This window comes from Arthrobacter sp. C152, from assembly GCF_054890965.1.
In genome coordinates this window covers 162,578-182,161 of the sequence record NZ_JBTZSU010000008.1, presented here as the reverse complement: position 1 = coordinate 182,161, position 19,584 = coordinate 162,578, and the positions used below count along the sequence as shown (strand labels likewise).

18 protein-coding genes are annotated in these 19,584 nt (G+C 66.8%); 4 read left to right on the top strand and 14 right to left on the bottom strand.

The features are described 5' to 3' along the window. The 4 genes from ACYSM9_RS08655 to ACYSM9_RS08640 form a co-directional block, all read right to left on the bottom strand. Positions 1-259, bottom strand: a 259-nt coding sequence (locus ACYSM9_RS08655) for a cbb3-type cytochrome c oxidase subunit I (RefSeq protein WP_461856566.1), incomplete at its 3' end; no start/stop codon positions are given. Positions 260-269: 10 nt separating this feature from the next. Then, on the bottom strand, positions 270-1,142 hold the full coding sequence (gene ctaC / locus ACYSM9_RS08650) for an aa3-type cytochrome oxidase subunit II (protein WP_461856565.1): 873 nt from the start codon (positions 1,140-1,142) through the stop codon (positions 270-272). 187 nt (positions 1,143-1,329) lie between these two features. After that, on the bottom strand, positions 1,330-1,716 hold the full coding sequence (locus tag ACYSM9_RS08645) for a HesB/IscA family protein (protein ID WP_461856564.1): 387 nt from the start codon (positions 1,714-1,716) through the stop codon (positions 1,330-1,332). A gap of 173 nt (positions 1,717-1,889) precedes the next feature. Further along, positions 1,890-3,335: a M20/M25/M40 family metallo-hydrolase gene (locus ACYSM9_RS08640; protein ID WP_461856563.1), complete on the bottom strand. Its 1,446-nt coding sequence runs from the start codon at positions 3,333-3,335 to the stop codon at positions 1,890-1,892. A gap of 91 nt (positions 3,336-3,426) precedes the next feature. Between ACYSM9_RS08640 and ACYSM9_RS08635 the strand changes: the two genes are divergently transcribed. Further along, positions 3,427-4,029: a DUF3043 domain-containing protein gene (locus ACYSM9_RS08635; protein ID WP_461856562.1), complete on the top strand. Its 603-nt coding sequence runs from the start codon at positions 3,427-3,429 to the stop codon at positions 4,027-4,029. Between the two features lie 76 nt (positions 4,030-4,105). Here the strand turns inward: ACYSM9_RS08635 and ACYSM9_RS08630 are convergent, their stop codons facing one another. Then, positions 4,106-5,176, bottom strand: coding sequence for a quinone-dependent dihydroorotate dehydrogenase (locus ACYSM9_RS08630; RefSeq protein WP_461856561.1), 1,071 nt, complete (start codon positions 5,174-5,176; stop codon positions 4,106-4,108). Between the two features lie 107 nt (positions 5,177-5,283). On the opposite strand from ACYSM9_RS08630, the gene ACYSM9_RS08625 reads away from it, so the two are divergent. Beyond that, positions 5,284-6,243, top strand: a complete 960-nt coding sequence (locus ACYSM9_RS08625; RefSeq protein ID WP_461856560.1) for an alpha/beta hydrolase — start codon at positions 5,284-5,286, stop codon at positions 6,241-6,243. Between the two features lie 2 nt (positions 6,244-6,245). Here the strand turns inward: ACYSM9_RS08625 and ACYSM9_RS08620 are convergent, their stop codons facing one another. From ACYSM9_RS08620 to leuA, 3 genes are all read right to left on the bottom strand, one after another. Beyond that, entirely contained in the window at positions 6,246-7,094 is an 849-nt protein-coding gene (locus ACYSM9_RS08620; RefSeq protein ID WP_461856558.1) for an isoprenyl transferase, read from the bottom strand. Positions 7,095-7,096: 2 nt separating this feature from the next. Next, complete coding sequence (gene recO / locus ACYSM9_RS08615; protein WP_461856557.1) at positions 7,097-7,849, bottom strand: DNA repair protein RecO; 753 nt, start codon at positions 7,847-7,849, stop codon at positions 7,097-7,099. Positions 7,850-7,933: 84 nt separating this feature from the next. Further along, positions 7,934-9,673 carry a 2-isopropylmalate synthase gene (gene leuA / locus ACYSM9_RS08610; protein WP_461856556.1) on the bottom strand — a complete coding sequence of 580 codons (1,740 nt, stop codon included), beginning with the start codon at positions 9,671-9,673 and terminating at the stop codon, positions 7,934-7,936. 252 nt (positions 9,674-9,925) lie between these two features. Between leuA and ACYSM9_RS08605 the strand changes: the two genes are divergently transcribed. Further along, positions 9,926-11,878: a M13 family metallopeptidase gene (locus ACYSM9_RS08605; protein ID WP_461856555.1), complete on the top strand. Its 1,953-nt coding sequence runs from the start codon at positions 9,926-9,928 to the stop codon at positions 11,876-11,878. Positions 11,879-11,965: 87 nt separating this feature from the next. Here ACYSM9_RS08605 and ACYSM9_RS08600 read toward each other — a convergent pair whose 3' ends face one another. From ACYSM9_RS08600 to ACYSM9_RS08580, 5 genes are all read right to left on the bottom strand, one after another. Continuing rightward, complete coding sequence (locus ACYSM9_RS08600; protein WP_461856554.1) at positions 11,966-13,549, bottom strand: LCP family protein; 1,584 nt, start codon at positions 13,547-13,549, stop codon at positions 11,966-11,968. A gap of 96 nt (positions 13,550-13,645) precedes the next feature. After that, positions 13,646-14,605, bottom strand: a complete 960-nt coding sequence (gene era, locus ACYSM9_RS08595) for a GTPase Era (protein WP_461856553.1) — start codon at positions 14,603-14,605, stop codon at positions 13,646-13,648. Continuing rightward, the gene (locus ACYSM9_RS08590) at positions 14,589-15,920 is read right to left on the bottom strand and encodes a hemolysin family protein (RefSeq protein ID WP_461856552.1); all 1,332 of its coding nucleotides are present in this window, start codon (positions 15,918-15,920) and stop codon (positions 14,589-14,591) included. Before ACYSM9_RS08590 ends, era begins: the two co-directional genes overlap by 17 nt. Then, a complete protein-coding gene (gene ybeY / locus ACYSM9_RS08585) occupies positions 15,917-16,390 on the bottom strand; it encodes an rRNA maturation RNase YbeY (protein WP_221384949.1) in 474 nt (157 codons plus the stop codon). The genes ACYSM9_RS08590 and ybeY overlap by 4 nt, the downstream gene beginning before the upstream one ends. Next, positions 16,387-17,475, bottom strand: coding sequence for a PhoH family protein (locus ACYSM9_RS08580; protein ID WP_461856551.1), 1,089 nt, complete (start codon positions 17,473-17,475; stop codon positions 16,387-16,389). Before ACYSM9_RS08580 ends, ybeY begins: the two co-directional genes overlap by 4 nt. Before the next feature lie 425 nt (positions 17,476-17,900). Here ACYSM9_RS08580 and ACYSM9_RS08575 point away from each other — a divergent pair, with 425 nt between their 5' ends. After that, positions 17,901-18,818, top strand: coding sequence for a GerMN domain-containing protein (locus ACYSM9_RS08575; RefSeq protein WP_461856578.1), 918 nt, complete (start codon positions 17,901-17,903; stop codon positions 18,816-18,818). Here ACYSM9_RS08575 and ACYSM9_RS08570 read toward each other — a convergent pair. Beyond that, on the bottom strand, positions 18,805-19,584 hold the full coding sequence (locus tag ACYSM9_RS08570) for a 16S rRNA (uracil(1498)-N(3))-methyltransferase (protein ID WP_461856550.1): 780 nt from the start codon (positions 19,582-19,584) through the stop codon (positions 18,805-18,807). The genes ACYSM9_RS08575 and ACYSM9_RS08570 overlap by 14 nt on opposite strands.

The window sequence follows — 19,584 nt, the reverse complement described above, 5'->3', positions numbered from 1 at the left end:
TGCCGTGCATGGTGAACAGCTGGTTGTACTGCTCCTTGGTCTGCAGGATCTGCATGCCGGGCTCGAACAGTTCGGCACGGATCAGCAGCGCCATGACGCCGCCCAGGCAGAAGAACACGAAGGACGCGATCAGGTACATGTACCCGATGGTCTTGTGGTCGGTGGAGGTGATCCAGTTGACGACGATGCGCCCCTTGGATTTTGGCACCACAGGAGCCGCCAGGGCTCCCGCGGGTGCGGATTGGGTGTACGTAGCCACGTCGCTCCCCTTACTTGGTTTCGTTCAGGTTCGGGTTGCGGTCGTACTCCACGCCAAGCAGGCCGGTGTTGCCTTCGGCCTTGAGCTGGTCCATGTGCGCCTGGAATTCGGATTCCGACACGACCTTGACGCGGAACAGCATTTCGGAGTGGTACTCGCCGCAGAGTTCGGCACACTTGCCGTCGTAGGTTCCCTCTTTAGTGGGGGTGAACCGGATGTAGTTGGGCTTGCCCGGGATCATGTCGCGCTTCTGCAGGAACGCCGGCACCCAGAAGGAGTGGATGACGTCGCGGGCGTTGAGTTCAAGGTCGACGGACTTGTTGACCGGCAGGTACAGCGTGGGGAGCTTGTCCTTGTCGATGGTGTTGCCGGTGAGGTGCGCCTGGACGCCTGCCTCGTGCAGGTCTTCCTTGATGACATCGCCGGACTTGTAGTTGAAGTCCCACGCCCACTGCTTGCCGCGGACGTCGACGACGACGTCGGCGGGCTGGGAGCGGTCGTCGATCGCCTGCTGGTCGCGGTCGGTGAAGTAGAAGAACACCAGCACCATGAACAGCGGGATGGTCAGGTAGAAGACCTCGAGCGGGAGGTTGAAGCTGGTCTGCCGGGGGAACCCGACGGTGCCCTTGCGGCGGCGGTACGCGACCAGGCACCAGACGATCAGGCCCCAGGTAATGATGCCCACAACCAGGGCGGCAATCCATGAGTTGACCCAGAGGTCCATGATGCGGTCGGTGTTGCTGGTGGTGCCGCGCTCAGTGGGCAGCCAGCCCTTCTCTACCTCTGGCGAACATCCGGTCAAAACCAACGCGCCGGCAATTGCCAAGCTTGAGATCGTGGTGATCGTTTTGCGTCGGCTGCCGGTTCGGTTCTGCGAACTCACAGACGGCCCTTCCTACTTGTTGCTGTTGTCCGGGCAGCCATCGGCGGCCCCGGGCACACTAAAAGTTTTACTACTCGGTGTAGAGCTTACCGCTCCGCCGGGCGTTTCGCCCACATGTCGGCGCCGAGCCTCCATGCCGTTTTGGACGGCAGGAAGCCCGGCGCGGGCATCGGGCGAAATAACCGGCTTAGTGGAACGAATCGCCGCAGGCACAGGAGCCCCCGGCGTTCGGGTTGTCGATGGTGAAGCCCTGCTTCGAGATGGTGTCCTCGAAGTCGATGCTGGCACCGCTGAGGTACGGCACGCTCATCTTGTCCACGACCACCTCGACGCCGTCGAAATCGCGTACGGCGTCACCGTCAAGGAGCCGTTCGTCGAAGTAGAGCTGGTAGATCAGCCCCGAGCAGCCGCCGGGCTGCACGGCAACGCGGAGGCGCAGGTCCGTGCGGCCTTCCTGTTCGAGGAGGCTGCGTACTTTGCCTGCAGCCACATCGGTCAGGTTGACCTCGTGAACGGGCAGTTCCTCACTGGCCGCTGCTGCGGCGGTGCTGTTTTCGTTGGTTGCGGTGCTCATTGGCCTACCTTCTTAGGACGGTCTGGCGGCGCCACCCTGGCGGCGCCTGCCCCTACGGTTACGGTATGGGCTATAGCTACATGCTACGCGCGGCAGTCCTGTAGCTCTAACTGCTGACGTAACCCCCGGAGCGTCCCGGTTGTTCCCTGGGAACGCACATTCCGGGGCTCCGCCTAGATCCCTTCGTCGTTCAGCCCGGCCAGCACCAGCGCCTCCGCCACGATGGCGTTGCGGAAATCGCCGATGTGCAGGGACTCGTTGGCGCTGTGGGCCCGCGAGTCGGGGTCCTCCACGCCGGTCACCAGGATCTGGACGTCCGGATACAGTTCCGTCAGGTCGGCGATGAAGGGGATGGAACCGCCGATGCCGGTTTCCACGGCCGGGACGCCCCACGCCTCGCCCAACGCCCGCATCGCCAGCACGGCAGCGGCCGAGGAAGTGTCCGTCTGGAACGGATTCCCGGCCTCCCCCGGCGTGAAGACCACCCGTGCACCGAACGGTGCGTTGGCTTCGACGTGCCGGCGGACCGCGTCCATGGCCTCGGCGGGCACCTGGCCGGGGGCAAGACGGAGGCTGAACTTGGCCCGGGCGCGCGGCAGCAGGGTGTTGGAAGCAACCCCCACGGCAGGAGCGTCGAATCCGATGATCGACAAGGCAGGCTTTGTCCACAGCCGCGACGCGATACTGCCCGACCCGGCCAGGCGGACCCCGTCCAGCACGGACGCGTCGGCGCGGTAGTCGGCCTCCGGCATGTCGACGGCGGCCGAGTCGGTCGCTACCAGGCCCTCGATGGCCACGTTCCCCTGGTCGTCATGGAAGGTGGCGATCAGGCGGGACAGCAGGGTTGGCGCGTCCAGCACCGGGCCGCCGTACATGCCCGAGTGGACCGCATGTTCCAGCACCTGCACCTCGACGACGCCGTCCACCAGCCCGCGCAGGCTGGTGGTCAGGGCCGGCACCCCCACCTTCCAGTTGCTGGAGTCGGCCACGACGATGACGTCGGCGCGCAGCAGTTCGCGGTTGGCTTCCAGGAACGGCCTGAAGGTCGGCGAGCCCGCTTCCTCCTCCCCCTCGATGAAGAACGTCACTCCCAGCCCCAGGGAGCCGGCCAGGACTTCGGAGACTGCCGAGAAGGCGGCCACGTGGGTCATGATGCCGGCCTTGTCATCCGCCGCGCCGCGCCCGTAGAGCCGGCCGTCCTTTTCGACGGCGGTGAACGGCTCCGAGTTCCAGAGGGCTTCGTCGCCCACAGGCTGGACGTCATGGTGCGCGTACAAGAGGATGGTGGGCTTGCCCGTGGCTGCAGGGCGGCGGGCGACGACGGCGGGCCCGCCCGGTGTGCCGTCAGGCTTGTTGCAGGCCAGGATCTGCACGTCGCCGAGTCCGGCCGCGCGGAGCAGGGCGGCGACAGCCTCGGCGCTCTGCTCCAGCGGGGCGCGGTCAAAGCTCGGCCAGGCGATGCCGGGGATGGCGACCAGTTCCTTCAGCTGCGCCAAGGTCCGGTCGAAGGAGCGGTCCACGGCCGAGCGGAGGTCGTCCGCGCGGGCTGTTCCGTCAGTGGGGGGCCCTGACGGGTCCGTGGTGCTGTGCGGGGTCGCCGCCGGTGATGAAGAAGTCATGGCCAAAACATTACCTGCGTCACATCGCGCCGCAGGTGACGACGGGCCGGGCGCAGCCGGGCGGGGGCCCTCCGCAAGGTATTCTGTTCAGGTGTTCGGACGTAAAAAAGAGGCGCCCACGGCGCAGGCAACAGTAGACCAGCAAGCTGCAGAGGCGGCGGCCCGGCAGGGCGGCGTCGCAGGCAAGGGCGCCCCCACTCCCACGCGCAAGGCCCAGGAGGCTGCCCGCAAGCGCCCGCTGGTACCGGAGGACCGCAAGGCGTCCAAGGCTGCCGAGCGCCAGGCCGTCCAGGACCAGCGCCTGAAGATGCGCAGGGCGCTGGACACCGGCGACGAGAAGTTCCTGCCGTTGCGGGACAAGGGCCCGCAGAAGCGGTTTGCCCGTGATTACGTGGATGCGCGTTTCAACCTCGGTGAGTACCTGATGTTCGGCGCCCTGGTCTTTGTCCTGGTGTCCCTGGTGGTCCCGGCCTCCAGCGACATGATGATTTACGTCCTCGGTGCCTTCTGGGTCATGTTCCTGGCAGTCTTCGTTGATGCCTTCATCCTGTCCCGCAAGCTCCGCAAGCGGCTGGCGGAAAAGTTCGGCGAGGTTGAGCGGGGCACCGTCTGGTACGGGGCCATGCGCTCCCTGCAGTTCCGCAAGCTGCGGCTGCCCAAGCCGCAGGTCAAGCGCGGACAGTACCCGGCCTGACCCGACCCGGGAGACCGACTCCCGGCACCAGCAAGAAAGACCCCGGCGGAATGTCCGCCGGGGTCTTTTGCGTCGTTCAGGAACGCCGGTTCTTCGCCAGCCGGCGGTTGATCCGGGCAGCCCAGAAGGGCCCTTCATACAGGAAGGCCGTATAACCCTGGACCAGCGTGGCCCCGGCGTCCAACCTGTCCTGGACATCCTCCGCGGTTTCAACGCCACCGACTGCCACGAGGGCCAGCTGGTCGCCCGTGGCATTCTTCAGCCGGCGCAGGACGTCAAGGGACCGCTGCTTCAGCGGGGCACCCGACAGGCCGCCGGCGCCGCATTTCTCCACGTCCGCGGCGGGCGAGTTCAACCCGGTCCTGGCGATGGTGGTGTTCGTGGCGATGATGCCGTCGAGTTTCAGGTCCAGCGCGAGCCGGGCGACGTCGTCGATGTCCTCGTCGCTGAGGTCCGGCGCGATCTTCACCAGCAGGGGCACATGCCGTCCGGCGGCCCGGTCAGCCTCTTCACCGACGGCCGTGAGCAGCGGCCGGAGGGTTTCCACGTCCTGCAGCAGCCGGAGGCCCGGGGTGTTGGGCGAGCTGACGTTGACCACCAGGTAGTCGGCGGCAGGCGCCAGGCTGCGGGCACTGATGAGGTAGTCGGACACCGCGTCCGTCAGCTCCACCACCTTGGTCTTGCCGATGTTGACGCCGATGACCGGGCGCACCCCGGGATACCTGCGCTGGAGTGCTGCGCGCGCTGCCTTCAGGCGCGGCGCAACGGCGGAGGCGCCGTCGTTGTTGAAACCCATCCGGTTGATGACGGCACGGTCCTGGACCAGGCGGAAGAGCCGCGGCTTTTCGTTGCCCGGCTGCGCCTGGCCGGTGATCGTGCCCACCTCCACGTGGCCGAACCCCAGCTCCGTCAGGGCCTCGATCCCGTGCCCTTCCTTGTCAAACCCGGCGGCCAGCCCGAACGGCGACGGGAACGTCACACCGAACGCTGTGGTCTGCAATGACGGTGCCGGGGCGGTGAGCTTCTGCAGGAGCCTTCCGGCCCCCGAAGCATGCGCCAGCCGGATGCCCTTGAATCCGATCTTGTGGGCGCGTTCTGCGTCCATCCATGAGAAGGCAAGCCTGAAGAAAGTGGGATAAACGCGCATGGCACTAGTTTTCCGTCTTAGGGGCCGCAAACCAAAACGGCGCAGCGGCGGAAGGCGCCTGTCCAGCCGGCGCAGCCGGTTTCCTGCAGCAGGATTAGCATGAGGGCATGGAGTGGCAGCAGGACATCCTGGGCGAAGAATTCCAATCCCACGCCTTTGTCGCCACAGGCCCGGACGCGGTGGAACGGACGGCCACCCTGGTCCGGTTCCGACCGGACCGGAGCCAGGCGCCGGCAGACCAGGGACACCACGCCGTGCTGTTCCTTCACGGCTGGAGCGACTATTTCTTCAACGTCGACCTGGCCCGGTTCTGGGCCGCGGCCGGATACGACTTCTACGCACTGGACATGCACAACCACGGCCGCAGCCTCCGCCCCGAATCACGCGGCGGGTACGTTGCCGACCTCGCAGCCTACGACGCCGAGATCGAGGAAGCCTGCCGCCTGATCGGGCAGGAAACCGGCCCGGGCCCGGTGACCATGATGGGCCATTCCACTGGCGGGCTGGTGGCTGCCCTCTGGACGAGCCGCCGCCCGGAGACAGTGTCCCAGCTGGTGCTCAACAGCCCCTGGCTGGAGATGCACGGAAGCTCCCTGGTGCGCCGCGCCGCCTCCGGCATGGTCCGCCCCGTGGCCCGGTTCCGGCCGGAGGCCCGGCTGCGCCTGCCTGAACGGGGCTTCTACTGGCGCACCATCAGCAGCACGGCCGACGGCGAGTGGCGGCTTGATGAGCGGTACCGGCCGCCCATGGCCTTTCCGGTGCGGGCCGGCTGGCTGCGGGCAGTCCTGGCTGGCCACGCGCGGGTGGCGCGCGGTCTTAACATCGATGTCCCCATCCTGGTCCTGCTGTCCCGGGCCAGCGCCAACGGCCTCTTCTGGTCCGAAACGATGCGGCGGAGTGACGCCGTCCTGGACGTCAACATCATTGGCATCCGCGCGCTGACGCTGGGCCGCACCGTCACCGTGGAACGGATCGACGGGGCCCTGCACGACGTCTTCCTTTCCCCCGAGCCCATCCGGTCCGATGCCTACTCGCGGCTGTCCCGCTGGCTGCGGGCGTACGGGTGACGCTACTGCGGCGGAAGGATTTGGCCTGGGATTGCGGGCGCGGCGGCATCGACGGCGCCGCCGTACCGCCGGTCCCGGCGGGCATATTCCTCGACGGCGGCCCACAGGGTGCGCCGGTCCACGTCCGGCCAGAGGGTGTCCATGAAGACGAACTCCGCGTAGGCGGACTGCCAGAGCAGGAAGTTCGACAGCCTTTGCTCGCCCGAGCTGCGCAGGAAGAGGTCCACGTCCGGCAGGTCGGGTTCATCGAGGTATTTCTGGATAGTGCGCTCGGTGATGGCGCCTGGCTTCAGTTTACCGGCGGCCACGTCGGCGGCGATGGCGGAGACTGCATCGGTGATCTCCGCGCGGCCGCCGTAATTAACACACATGGTCAAGTTACAGGTGGTGTTGCCCGCCGTGAACTCCTCCGCCTCCTCCAGCTCGCGGATAACCGACCCCCAGAGCCGGGGACGGCGCCCGGCCCACCGCACCCGGACACCCCAGTCGTCGAGTTGGTTCCGCTGCCGACGCAGCACATCCTTGTTAAATCCCATCAGGAAGCGCACTTCCTCGGGGGACCTGCGCCAGTTTTCGGTGGAGAACGCGTACACGCTGACGTATTCGATCCCCAACTCGATCGCGCCGGCCATGACGTCCAGCAGGGCGGGCTCCCCCGCCTTGTGCCCCTCGATCCGGGGCAGGCCCCGCTGGTTGGCCCACCGCCCGTTGCCGTCCATGACGATGGCCACGTGCCGGGGGATGAATTCAGCCGGGATGGAGGGCGCCACCGCCCCTGACGGGTGCGGGTAGGGCGGCACCACAGGATGGGTACGCTTTCGGGCAGGACTGTTCTTTTTCCCCAGGACCACTGTCAGGTACGCTCCACATGCTTGAGGGATTTCAGGACTCGTTCGAGATGCCATTGCAGGTAGGCGGCCACCAGGCCCGCCGCCTCCTTGCGGTGCTGGGGAAGCGACGCATCGGCCGTTCCCCAGTCGCCGGTCAGCAGGGCCGCCAGGAGGACGACCGTCTCCGGCGCAGGTGCCGGTGACCCGGGCGGCCGGCAGCCACTGCACACCATGCCGCCCAGCGGCGCGGAAAAAGCGGTGTGTGGACCCGGCAGCCCGCACCGGGCGCAGTCGGTGAAGCTGGGCGCCCAGCCGCCCGTGGCCAGGGCCCGCAACAGGTAGGAGTCCAGGATAAGACCGGCCGCGTGCTCGTCGCGGCTGAGCGCGGCGAGGGCACCGACGAGCAGGTTGTACTGCGCGGTGCCGGCCTCACCGTCGACGTCCGTGAGCTTTTCGGCGGTCTCCGTCATTGCGGCGGCAACGGTGTAACGGCCATAGTCGGCCGCGATGCTGCCGCCGTACGCGCCCTTGGCCACGGCCTGCGTGACGATGTCCAGTGTCCGGCCGGACACCAGTTGAAGGTCGGCCACCATGAACGGCTCCAGCCGGGCCCCGAACCGGCTGCTGGTCCGGCGGACCCCCTTGGCAACGGCGCGGACCTGACCGTGGTGTTTGGTCAGGAGGGTGATGATCCTGTCTGCCTCGCCCAGTTTGTGGGTGCGCAGCACCACGGCGTCGTCCCGGTACGCCCGGGAAGCAAAGGAGTGTTGGGCCACGCTCTATCTTCCCATCATGTCCGGCGCGGCGTTGTCCGGACACAGGTGTGCCGCCGGCGGAACCGGCGGCACAGCTGTGGACAATCAGGCCTGGGCATCCCGGATGGCGCGGTTCACGGCGGAAATCACGGCCTTGAGCGAGGACATGCTGGTGTTCGCGTCGATGCCGACGCCCCACAGGACCCGCTCCCCCACGGCGCACTCGACGTAGGCCGCGGCCATTGCGTTTCCGCCCTCGGACAGGGCGTGCTCGCTGTAGTCCAGCACGCGGACGTCCACGCCGTCCTCGTGGAGGATGTTCAGCAGGGCGGCGATGGGGCCGTTCCCGGTGCCGGTGCGGCTGACCTGGGCACCATCGATGGTGAGCGAGGCATGCAGCGTCATGCCGCCGTCGTCGTCCGTTTCCGTCTTGACCGCACCCAGGGAGTAGCGGCCCCACTGGCCGTCGGTCTTGCCGGAGGGCAGGTACTCGTCCTGGAAGGTCTGCCACAGCTGGGCGCCGCTGACCTCGCCGCCCACCGTGTCGGTGCGGCGCTGGATGACGCCGGAAAACTCGATCTGCGCGCGGCGTGGCAGGTCCAGGCTGTGCTCGTTCTTGAGCAGGTAGGCCACCCCGCCCTTGCCCGACTGGGAGTTCACGCGGATCACGGCCTCGTAGCTGCGGCCCAGGTCCTTCGGGTCGACCGGCAGGTACGGGACCTGCCACGTGAAGTCGTCCACCGCCTTGCCCGCGGCCGCGGCATCCCGCTCCAGCGCCTCGAAGCCCTTCTTGATGGCGTCCTGGTGCGATCCGGAGAACGCGGTGAACACGAGGTCGCCGCCGTACGGCGACCGTTCCGGGACGGGCAGCTGGTTGCAGTATTCCACCGTGCGGCGCACGTCGTCGATGTTGGAGAAGTCGATCATGGGGTCGATACCCTGGACGAACAGGTTCAGGCCCAGCGTCACCAGGTCCACGTTGCCGGTCCGTTCACCGTTGCCGAACAGGCACCCTTCGATGCGGTCGGCGCCGGCCATGTAGCCCAGCTCGGCCGCGGCCACCCCGGTGCCGCGGTCGTTGTGCGGGTGCAGGGAGAGGATGATTCCCTCCCGGGGGTGCAGGTGCCGGCTCATCCACTCGATGGAATCGGCGTAGACGTTGGGGGTTGCCATTTCCACTGTGGCGGGCAGGTTGATGATGACCTGGCTGTCCGCGGAGGCTTCGAAGACGTCGGCGACAGCGTTGCAGACGCGGACGGCGTACTCCAGTTCGGTGCCGGTGAAGGATTCCGGGGAGTACTCGTAGGTGACTTTGGTGTCCACCAGGGTTTCTTCGTATTTTTTGCACAGGCGCGCCCCCTGCAGCGCGATGTCCAGGATGCCGTCTTCATCCTGGTTGAAGACCACCCGGCGCTGCAGCACCGAGGTGGAGTTGTAGAGATGGACGATGGCCTGCTTGGCGCCCACCAGCGATTCGTAGGTCCGCTCAATCAGGTGCTCGCGGGCCTGGGTCAGGACCTGGATGGTGACATCGTCCGGGATGTGGTTGCCCTCGATGAGCTGGCGGACGAAGTCGAAATCGGTCTGGGACGCGGACGGGAAACCGACCTCGATTTCCTTGAAGCCCATCCGGACCAGCAGGTCGAACATCTTCATTTTGCGGGCCGGGCTCATGGGGTCGATGAGAGCCTGGTTGCCGTCACGCAGGTCCACGGCGCACCAGCGCGGGGCCTTGGTGATGACCTTGTCCGGCCAGGTGCGGTCCGGCAGTTCGACCTTGATCTGGTCCTGGAACGGGATGTAGCGGTGGAACGGCATTCCTGAGGGCTTCTGTGCGTTTCGCATTACTATCGGGGCCTTTTCTGTGGTTCTTCTTTGAAAGGGTGGCCGGGCAACACAAACTCCGCAGCGAGGGTGGGCCTAGCGCTGGATCGCGCCTGTGGCCTCGCCGCGGCAGCTAAGAAGAAGGAGCTCTGCACGCACCTTTTGAGGGTAACACGGGTGCGTAAGATGAAAGGGCACTACCGTCCGTAAAGTCCAGCATGCAGACGCCCCCGGTGTTCGGCCGGCCGCGGCATCCCAGCAAAAGGAGTTTCAGTGCCCATTTCGGGGATCGACCTGTCCACCTTTGATCACACAGTCCGGCCGCAGGACGACCTCTACCAGCACGTCAACGGTGCGTGGCTGAAAGCGACCGAAATTCCCGACGACCGCCCCCTTGAGGGAACCTTCACGGCCCTTCGCGACGGGTCGGAAATCGCGGTGCGCGACATCATCGAGGAAGCAGCCGCCAAGGGTCCGGAGGCCAGTGGCATCGAACGCAAAATCGGCGACCTCTACACCAGCTTCATGGACGAAGCGGCGGTCGAAGCGAAGGGCATGGAACCGATCCGGGAACGGCTCGCGGACGTCTTCGCCACCGGCTCCCCCACGGAACTCCTCGCCCTCGCGGGCCGGCTGTTCCGGGCGGACGTGGGCGGGCTCTTCTACATCTATCCCGCCCCGGATGCCGGTAACCCGGACCGGGTCCTGCTGTACACGGGACAAGGCGGCCTTGGCCTGCCCGACGAGTCCTACTACCGGGAAGAGAAATTCGCGCCGATCGTGGCGGCCTACACGGCGCACGTGGAAAAGATGTTCGGGCTCGCCGGGCTGCCCGACCCGAACGGGGCGGCCGGCCGCGTCGTTGACCTGGAAACCAGGCTCGCCTCCCACCATTGGGACAACGTCACCCTGCGTGACCCGCAAAAGACCTACAACCTGAAGTCGGCAGACGAAGCAGAGGCGCTGTTCCCGCTGCTGCCCACCTGGTTCGAGGCCGCCGGGATCGGAGCCGACAAGCGCACCGAACTCGTCGTCAGCACCCCTGACTTCTTCGCCGGAGCTGCAGGGCTGCTCGACTCGGTGCCGCTGTCCACGTGGCAGGAGTGGCTGGCGATGCGTGTGGTCAGCGCTGCGGCGCCGTATTTGTCTGCGGCGTTCGTGGATGCAGGCTTCGCGTTCTACGGCACCACCATCAGCGGCACCCCCCGGAACAAGGACCGCTGGAAGCGCGGGGTTGCAGTGGTGGAAGCCGCCCTGGGTGAAGCCGTGGGCCAGATCTATGTTGCCCGGCATTTTCCGGAAACACACAAAGCGCGGATGCAGTCGCTGGTGGCGAACCTCATCGAGGCCTACCGCCGCAGCATCACGGATGTCCCGTGGATGGGTGAGGCCACCAAAGCAGAGGCGCTGCGCAAACTGGAGGCCTTCCGGGCGAAGATCGGCTACCCCGAGGAGTGGATCGACTATTCGGCCGTAGTGATAGAGCCTGACGACCTGCTGGGCAATGTGGAGCGCGCGCACAACGCTGACGTGGACAGGCACCTTGACGAGGTCGGCAAACCGGTGGACCGGAACAAATGGCTGATGACGCCGCAAACGGTCAATGCCTACTACCACCCCATGATGAACGAGATCGTGTTCCCGGCAGCGATCCTGCAGCCGCCGTTCTTCACGGCCGAGGCCGATGACGCCGTGAATTACGGCGGCATCGGCGCGGTGATCGGGCATGAAATCGGACACGGTTTTGACGACCAGGGCTCACAGTTCGACGGCGGCGGGGCGCTGCGCAACTGGTGGACGGAGCAGGACCGCCAGGCGTTCGAGACGCTCACGGCCCGGCTCGTGGCCCAGTATGACGCCCTCACCCCCGGCGCGGCACCCGGGCACAATGTGAATGGCCGCCTCACCCTGGGCGAGAACATCGGAGACCTCGCAGGCCTGACCATCGCATATAAGGCCTACCTGATCAGCCTTGACGGCCGGGAGCCGGAAGTGATTGACGGCCTGACCGGCCAGCAGCGCTTTTTCGCCTCCTGGGCGGCCGGCTGGCGCCAGGTCATCCGGCAGGAGGAGGCCATCCGCCGGCTTGCCACCGATCCGCACTCCCCCAACGAGTTCCGGACCAACGCCATCGCCAAGAACCTGGATCCGTTCCATGAGGCGTTCGAGGTCACCGAGGAAGACGGCATGTGGATGCCGCCCGCGGAGCGCGTCAGCATCTGGTAGCTGGAAAGCACACAGGGGCCCCTCCTTGCGGCGGGGCCCCTGTGTGCGTCCGGCGGGTCTTCAGCATGACCACCGGTGCGGCGGCAGTTACTGCCGGACGATCAGCGCAGGATTTGCCTGCTGGCAGGTCTTGTCCCCGGCAGTCTGGTTGACGATGTCCTCCGGCAGGGCGGCCGCCCCTGCGCCGGCCCCGGCCCCGAAGGTGGCGCCGGTGGTGAAGTCGCTTCCGACATAGAGCTGCACGCCCGTGACGCCGGGGGCAGGGATCATCAGGGTTGCCGGGATGCCGAGCATCGCCGCGACGTCGGCGGCCACGTCGGCGAAGCCGTTGCCGTAGTACACCGCCGTCTTGGCCACCGGCTGGGCCAGGAACTGTCCCGTTTGGGTGAAGCCGCCGGCCACCAGGGCCTGCACCAGTTCCTGGGAGCGGCCGGCGATGCCGGTTCCGTTGGCAACGGTCACCGGCTGGATGGCCTTGTTGTAGCTCGGCGCCGGGGTGGCTGTCTCGGTCGGTTCCGCGGAAGGCGTTGCCGTTTGAGCGGGCGACGGCGCGGTGGGGTCGGTCAGGTCCACATTCTTCCGCAGGGCCGAGAAGAGCTGGGCGCCCGCAGGCTCGGCGATCACCAGCCGGTTCGGGTCGACGGGCGCGGGCGTGGTGGGAACCGCCACGAAGGCCACCTTGCCGATGTCGATGTCCTTGAGCCGGTTGCCGATGGTCAGCAGCGTGGGGATGGAAGCCAGCCCGTCATCTACCGTCAGGTTCTGGGTGACGACGTCGGCGATCTTCAGCATCTTCGCGGGATCGGACAACGTCCCCTCGTCCTTGATCTTGCGGGTCAGCGAGGACAGGAAGCCCTGCTGGGCCTTGATCCGGCCCAGGTCGCCGCCGTCGGCAAAGGCGTGCCGGGTGCGGAGGAAGGCAAGTGCCATCTCACCCTGGACGGCGGAGGTTCCGGCCGGGAGCCGCAGCCGGGAATCGGGATCGTAAACGGCGTCGCTGATGCAGACGTCCACGCCGCCCACGGCGTTGGAAAGTTCCTTGACCGCGTTGAAGTCCGCCATCATGAAGTGGTCCACCTGCATGCCGGTGATCTTGTTGACGGTGTCAACGGCACAGCCGATGCCGGCCTCGCTCATGGCCTCGTTGATCATGACGCCCGTGCGGGCCGGGAAGACCTTGTTGGTCTTCCGGTCCTTGCATTCGGGAATGTCGACCAGCAGGTCGCGGGGGAAACTGATGACGTTGACGCGCTTGTTGTCCTCGGAGATGTCCATCAGCATCATCACGTCAGACTTGCCGTAGCCGGTGGAGTCGTCCGAGGTGCCGTACTCGGAGTTCTTGCCGTCCCGCGTATCGGAGCCCAGGATCAGGATCTGCATCCTGCCCGTGGCATCGCTCACGGGGGACTCGGTGCTCTCACCCCCGGCGTTCAGCGGCGCCTTGGAGATGTTGTTCTGCAGGCGGAAGAACCAGAATCCTGCAAAGGCCAGACCGGCGACGAGAACCACGGCCACCACCGCCGTGATGGCCCTCAACCACACCGGCATGCCCCGGAACGGGCCCAGGTGGCGGGCTGCCCCCAGGCCCGCGCCATTGGCGTGGCGGGATACCGGTCCCGGCCCGGCGTGCAAGTCAGCCTCGTTGTCGCGTGTATCGCGGCCTCGACCCACGTGGTGAACCTTCCTCTAAAGACGAATCCGGTCCATTTTAGTGGTCCAGTCTGTGAATGTCGGGGGCTGGCCCGGCGGGGGCGCCCCGCGGCGGGATCAGAAACCCAGTTTGACGAGCTGCTTCGGGTCCCGCTGCCAGTCCTTGGCTACCTTGACGTGCAGGTCGAGGTAGATGCGCGTGCCCAGGAGGGCTTCGATGCCCTTGCGGGCGTTGGTGCCCACTTCGCGCAGCCTGCTGCCGCCCTTGCCGATAATGATGGCCTTCTGGGAGGGACGTTCCACATAGAGGTTGACGCGTACGTCCAGCAGGGGGTTGTCCTCCGGGCGGTCCTCCCTGGGGACGATTTCCTCGACCACGACGGCAAGGGAATGGGGAAGTTCGTCCCGGACCCCCTCCAGTGCCGCTTCGCGGATCAGCTCGGCGACCATGACGGCTTCGGGTTCGTCTGTCAGTTCACCGTCGGGGTACAGCGGCGGCGACGGCGGCATGTGGCTGATGAGGACGTCGGCGACCGTTTCCACCTGGAAGCCGTCGCTTGCGGAGACGGGGACGATGTCCTTCCAGCCGTCCTCGCCCATGACTTCGCGTCCGAGCGCGGCGACGGCCAGGAGTTGCTCGGTGAGCTGTTGGCGGTCCACGAGGTCCGCCTTCGTCACAATGGCCACCACGGGTTTGCGCCCCACCGCGGCCAGCTGGGCGGCGATGAATTTGTCGCCGGGGCCGATCTTTTCGTTGGCGGGGAGGCAGAATCCGATCGCGTCAACCTCGGCCAGCGTGTCCGCAACGAGGTCGTTGAGGCGTTTGCCGAGGAGGGTGCGCGGGCGGTGCAGGCCGGGGGTGTCAACCAGGATCAACTGGGCGTCCTCGCGGTGCACGATGCCCCTGATGGTGTGGCGCGTCGTCTGCGGCTTCGCGGAGGTGATGGCGACCTTCTTGCCCACCAGCGCGTTGGTCAGCGTGGACTTGCCCGCGTTGGGCCGTCCGACGAGGACCGAGAACCCGGCGCGGAAGCCGCCGAAGTCGTCCGCGGCTGCATCCTTATTTTTCTTGCTCACGAGGAACTCCCTGCTGGGTTGCGTCGGCCTCTTCCAGGAGGCCTTCAAGGTCAGTCTCTACTCTTGGTGCCGGCGCCGCAATGATGTGGCTGACGCGGTTCCGGCGGCCTTCCAGCCTGTCGGCGCGCAGCGACACGCCCTGTACCTGCACGCTGCTTCCCACGATCGGAACACGGCCCAGTGCCTTGGCGAGGAGGCCGCCCACGGTGTCCACCTCGTCGTCGTCGAGCTCGAGGTCGAACAGCTCGCCAAGATCGTCAATGCCCATCCGCGCACTGACCCGGTAGGAGCCGTCGCCCAGGGCGACGGCTTCAGCGCTCTCGGTGTCGTATTCATCGACGATCTCGCCGACGATTTCCTCGATCAGGTCCTCGAGGGTGACCAGCCCTGCGGTGCCGCCGTACTCGTCGATCACGATGGCCACGTGCGTTGATTCCTTCTGCAGCTCCCGCAGCAGATCGCTGACGGGCTTGGATTCCGGCACATACCGCACCTCGCGGGCCAGGGACTCCACCACGGGCGGTTCTTCATCCGCACCCAGCTGGTGGATGGCTGCGGCGACGTCCTTGAGGTAGACGATGCCGAGGATGTGGTCCGTGTTTTCGCTGATCACGGGGATCCGGGAATAGCCGGAGCGCAGGAACAGCGACATGGCCCGGCGGAGGCTGGAGCCGGCGTCGATGCTGACAATGTCCGTCCTGGGCACCATGACCGCGCGGACCAGGGTGTCACCGAAATCGAAGACCGACTGGATCATCTCCACCTCGGTGTCCTCGATCATGTCGGATTCACTGGCCCGGTCCAGGAGCTCACGGAATTCCTGCTCACTGAAGAAGGCGTCATCGCCGCCAGGTGCGCCCGGGGCGGCGGAGCTGCCCAGGGCCACGAGCCAGCCTGGTATGGGGCCCAGGACACCTGTCAGGAAGCGCACCATCGGGGCGGTGAACCGGACCACTGCCGTGGAGTGGAGCCGGCCAAGCTGGCGTGGTGAAACACCCACGATGACAAAACCGAGCAGGGCCATGACGCCGGTGGCCACCAGTCCCGCAAGCCAGACGTTGTCCAGCAGGCTGGAAATGAGGACAGCAACGGCGACCGCTGAGGCCATTTCAAACCAGACCCGCCAGAACCGCAGCGCCCGGGTGTGCGCGACCGGTTCGGCGAGGATCCGGCGCATGGCCGTTCCGCGGCTTCGGAGCAGTGCCTGTTCGGCATCGTGGCGGGGAAGGAAGCTGAAGGCGGCTTCGGCGGCCGTGAGGACTGCCGCGACGGCAAGGAACACCAGTGCCATCGCGACCAGGAGCAGTTGTGTCACTGGGTTGTCTCGGCGGGGGCTTCTTTGCCGGTGAAGCCGGAGAGCAATTCCCGCTGGAGGCCGAACATCTCCGCCTTCTCTTCCGGTTCGGCGTGGTCGTAGCCGAGCAGGTGCAGGATACCGTGGGTAGTCAGCAACAGCATTTCGTCCTGCAGGGAATGGCCGGCGTTTTTGGCCTGGACCTTGGCGACCTGCGGGCAGATCGCAATGTCGCCGAGCATGCCCTGGGGCGTGGGCCGGTCAGGGGTTCCCGGGGTGAGTTCGTCCATGGGCACCGACAGGACGTCGGTGGCGCCTGGCTCGTCCATCAGCTCGATGTGCAGCTTTTCCATGGCCGGTTCATCGACCAGGAGGATGGAGAGTTCGGCCTGGGGGTGGATGTAGAGCTGCTCGAAAATGTAACGCGACAAGGCAACGAGTTCGGCTTCCTCGACCTGGACACCGGATTCGTTGTTGACCTCAATGCTCACGCGTGTTCCCCCCGCTTTTCCCTGCTTGCCGAATGCTTAACCCTGTTCCGCTGGATTTCGTCCCACATGCTGTAGGCGTTGACGATGTCGCCCACCAGCCTGTGCCGGACGACGTCGGCGGCGTCCAGGACGGAGAAGCTGACACCCTCGATGCCCTGCAGGATTTCCTCCACGATGCGCAGCCCCGAGCGGGTGCCGAACGGCAGGTCCACCTGGGTGACGTCGCCGGTGACCACCATCTTGGAGCCGAAGCCAAGCCTGGTGAGGAACATCTTCATCTGCTCCGGCGTGGTGTTCTGGGCCTCGTCGAGAATGATGAAGGCGTCGTTCAAGGTCCGCCCGCGCATGTAGGCCAGCGGTGCCACTTCAATGGTGCCGGCGGCCATCAGCCGCGGGATGGACTCGGGATCCATCATGTCGTGCAGGGCGTCGTAGAGCGGGCGAAGGTAGGGGTCGATCTTGTCGCTCAGCGTCCCGGGCAGGAACCCGAGGCGCTCCCCCGCCTCGACGGCGGGACGGGTCAGGATGATGCGGCTGACCTCTTTTTGCTGCAGCGCCTGGACCGCCTTGGCCATGGCCAGGTAGGTCTTGCCGGTTCCGGCTGGACCGATGCCGAAGATGACGGTGTTGGCATCAATGGCGTCGACGTAGTTTTTCTGGTTCAGCGTCTTGGGGCGGATGGTCCTCCCCCGGCTGGACAGGATGTCGTGGGTCAGAACCTCCACCGGGTTCTGCAGGGATTGGGTGCGCAGGAGGGCCACCAGCTGCTGCAGGACGGCCGGAGTGATCACTGTCCCACGCGCCACCAGGCCGCGGACTTCCTGGAGGAGCCGCATGATCCGGGGAACGTCGGTGGCGGGGCCGCTGATGGACAGCTCGTTGCCGCGCACGTGGAAGTTGACGTCGGGGAACTGCTCCTCGATGAAGCGCAGGGCCTCATCATGGCTGCCGAGGGATTGAACCATCTGGTCGGAGTTCTCGAACAGGACCACTTCGGTGCGGATGCCGGGAAGGGAATGGGGGAATTCCCCGGGGCTGCCGTCGCCCGTGTTGAGCCTCCGCTTGCCGTTCGCTGATTCAGTCATGGTGCTGGCCCGCAGGCCTGTGGTCCCCTCGAAGTCCGATATGTGTTTGCTGTGGCTGGCCGGCGGCCGTTGCACGGCGCTGCCGGTTCAGCGATCCCTTTATCTTACGCCAGCGGGCACACCGGGTGGGTACCGCGCACCGGGTACGGGGCCTGCAGCCGGGACGCCGTCGGTCCCGGCTGCGGCCGGCACCGCCGGTCAGAAACGGCCTTAGGTATCAACTTCATATCGTCCTCATATCGTTCCCGTTGCAGTTGGGCGCCTGCAGCCATAACACCGCCTGGACGGCCCGGCGGCTGTGCAATGCTGGAAACCCCAGCGCCTGCTGGGACACCAGGCCGCAAGGGGATCGGCCCGACACGCCACGAAAGGACAAGGGCAGGGAAGTGCCGGAAACCTCTGCGCCCTCATGGGCTGGACGAATGGTGGGAAGGGTGCGCCCGGCCGTCCTGGCTGGAGTCCTTGTCCTCGTTCCGGTGCTGTCGGCGTGCACGGCTGAAGGCGGCCCGGCCCCCTCCCGCTCGCTCGCCTCCGTACCCGCCACCGGCGGGACCATGCCGGACGGGCCGGCCACCAGCGCACCGTTGGAGACCACCCAGTCTTCGAACAAGGCGCCGGTCTACTGGATCGGCCGCAGCGGCGGGAACATCTTCCTGTACCGCGAATTCCGCGACGTCCCGGAGCAGGAAAACCCGGTAACCCGTGCGTTGCGGGCCATGATGTCGGACAAACCACTCGACCCGGATTTCTTCACGCCGTGGCAGAACCCGGGCAAGCTCGCCACGTCGATCTCGGGCAAGGACGTCATCACCGTGGACGTCTCCTCCGATGCGTTCAACAGCAACCTTGACGCCGACATGGCCGCACGCGCCATCCAGCAGCTGATCTACACCGCCACTGCAGCTGCGGCCAGTTCAGGGCTCATCGACACGGGCCAGCAGATCCGCGTCCGGATCCTGGTGGATGGACACACCGACTATGTGGCGTTCGGGCATGTCCAGCTGGGGGCGTTGATGACCCGGGCCGCAGGGCTGGTGGCTCCGGTGTGGATCATCGATCCGCAGGAGGACGCGGAGGTCGCCGGCGGCAGCGTCAAGATCACCGGCCGCAGCACCTCCCCCGGCGGCAAACTGCACTGGCAGATCCTGCAGACGGCGGACGGCGGCAGCAAGACGCCCTTCCTGACCGGCGAGACGACGGCGGCCTCGGAGCAGGGGCAGGCGGGCGCGTTCACGCTGGCCCTCAGCCTGCCGCCGGGTGATTACGAGCTGCGGGTGGCGCAGGCCGGGTCCGGCGGCGAACCCGACCGCAACGAGGACACGCGGACCTTTAAGGTGCGCTAGCGGCCCACCGGCCCAGGACGTCGCTGGCGAGCACGACGGCGGCGGGTCCTGCCGTCGACGACCGCAGGACATGGTGTCCCAGCAGGGCGGTCACGGCGCCTGCGCTGCAGAGTTTGGTGACTTCCCGGGGGCTGATGCCGCCCTCAGGGCCGACGATCAGCAGCACCTCGCGGGGGCCCTGGGCCTCCCGCCCCTGCCACCCCTCGAGTACGGACCGCAGCGGCCGGACGGCGTCCTCGTGCAGGACCACGGCAAGGTCCGCCGCTTCAACAGCGGCGCACAGCCCCGCGGTCTCGACGGCGGGCCGGACGTCCGGGATCCATGCGCGGCGCGCCTGTTTCGCCGCCGCGGCGACGGCGGACTGCCACTTGGCGTGGGCGCGGGCCGCCCGGTCACCCTTCCACCGCACGATGGAGCGTTCGGACTGCCAGGGCACGACGGCGTCGATGCCCAGTTCGGTGGCCGTCTCGATGGCCAGTTCGTCCCGGTCGCCCTTCGCCAGGGCCTGGACCATTACCAGGCGGATGTCCGGGCGCTGCTCCACTGCAACGGAACCGCACTCCACCTCCAGCAGTGAGGCAGCGGCCGACACCACCTTCCCGGTCATGCGGGTGCCGGCGCCGTCGACGATGTCGACAGCCTCGTCGGGCGCCAGCCGCTTGACGGTGACCGCATGCCTCGCCTCGGTCCCCTCAAGGACGAAGACGTCTCCCGGTGACACGGCGTCCAGCGAGCCTGCGGCGGTGAAAAAGACGGGGTTGCTCAC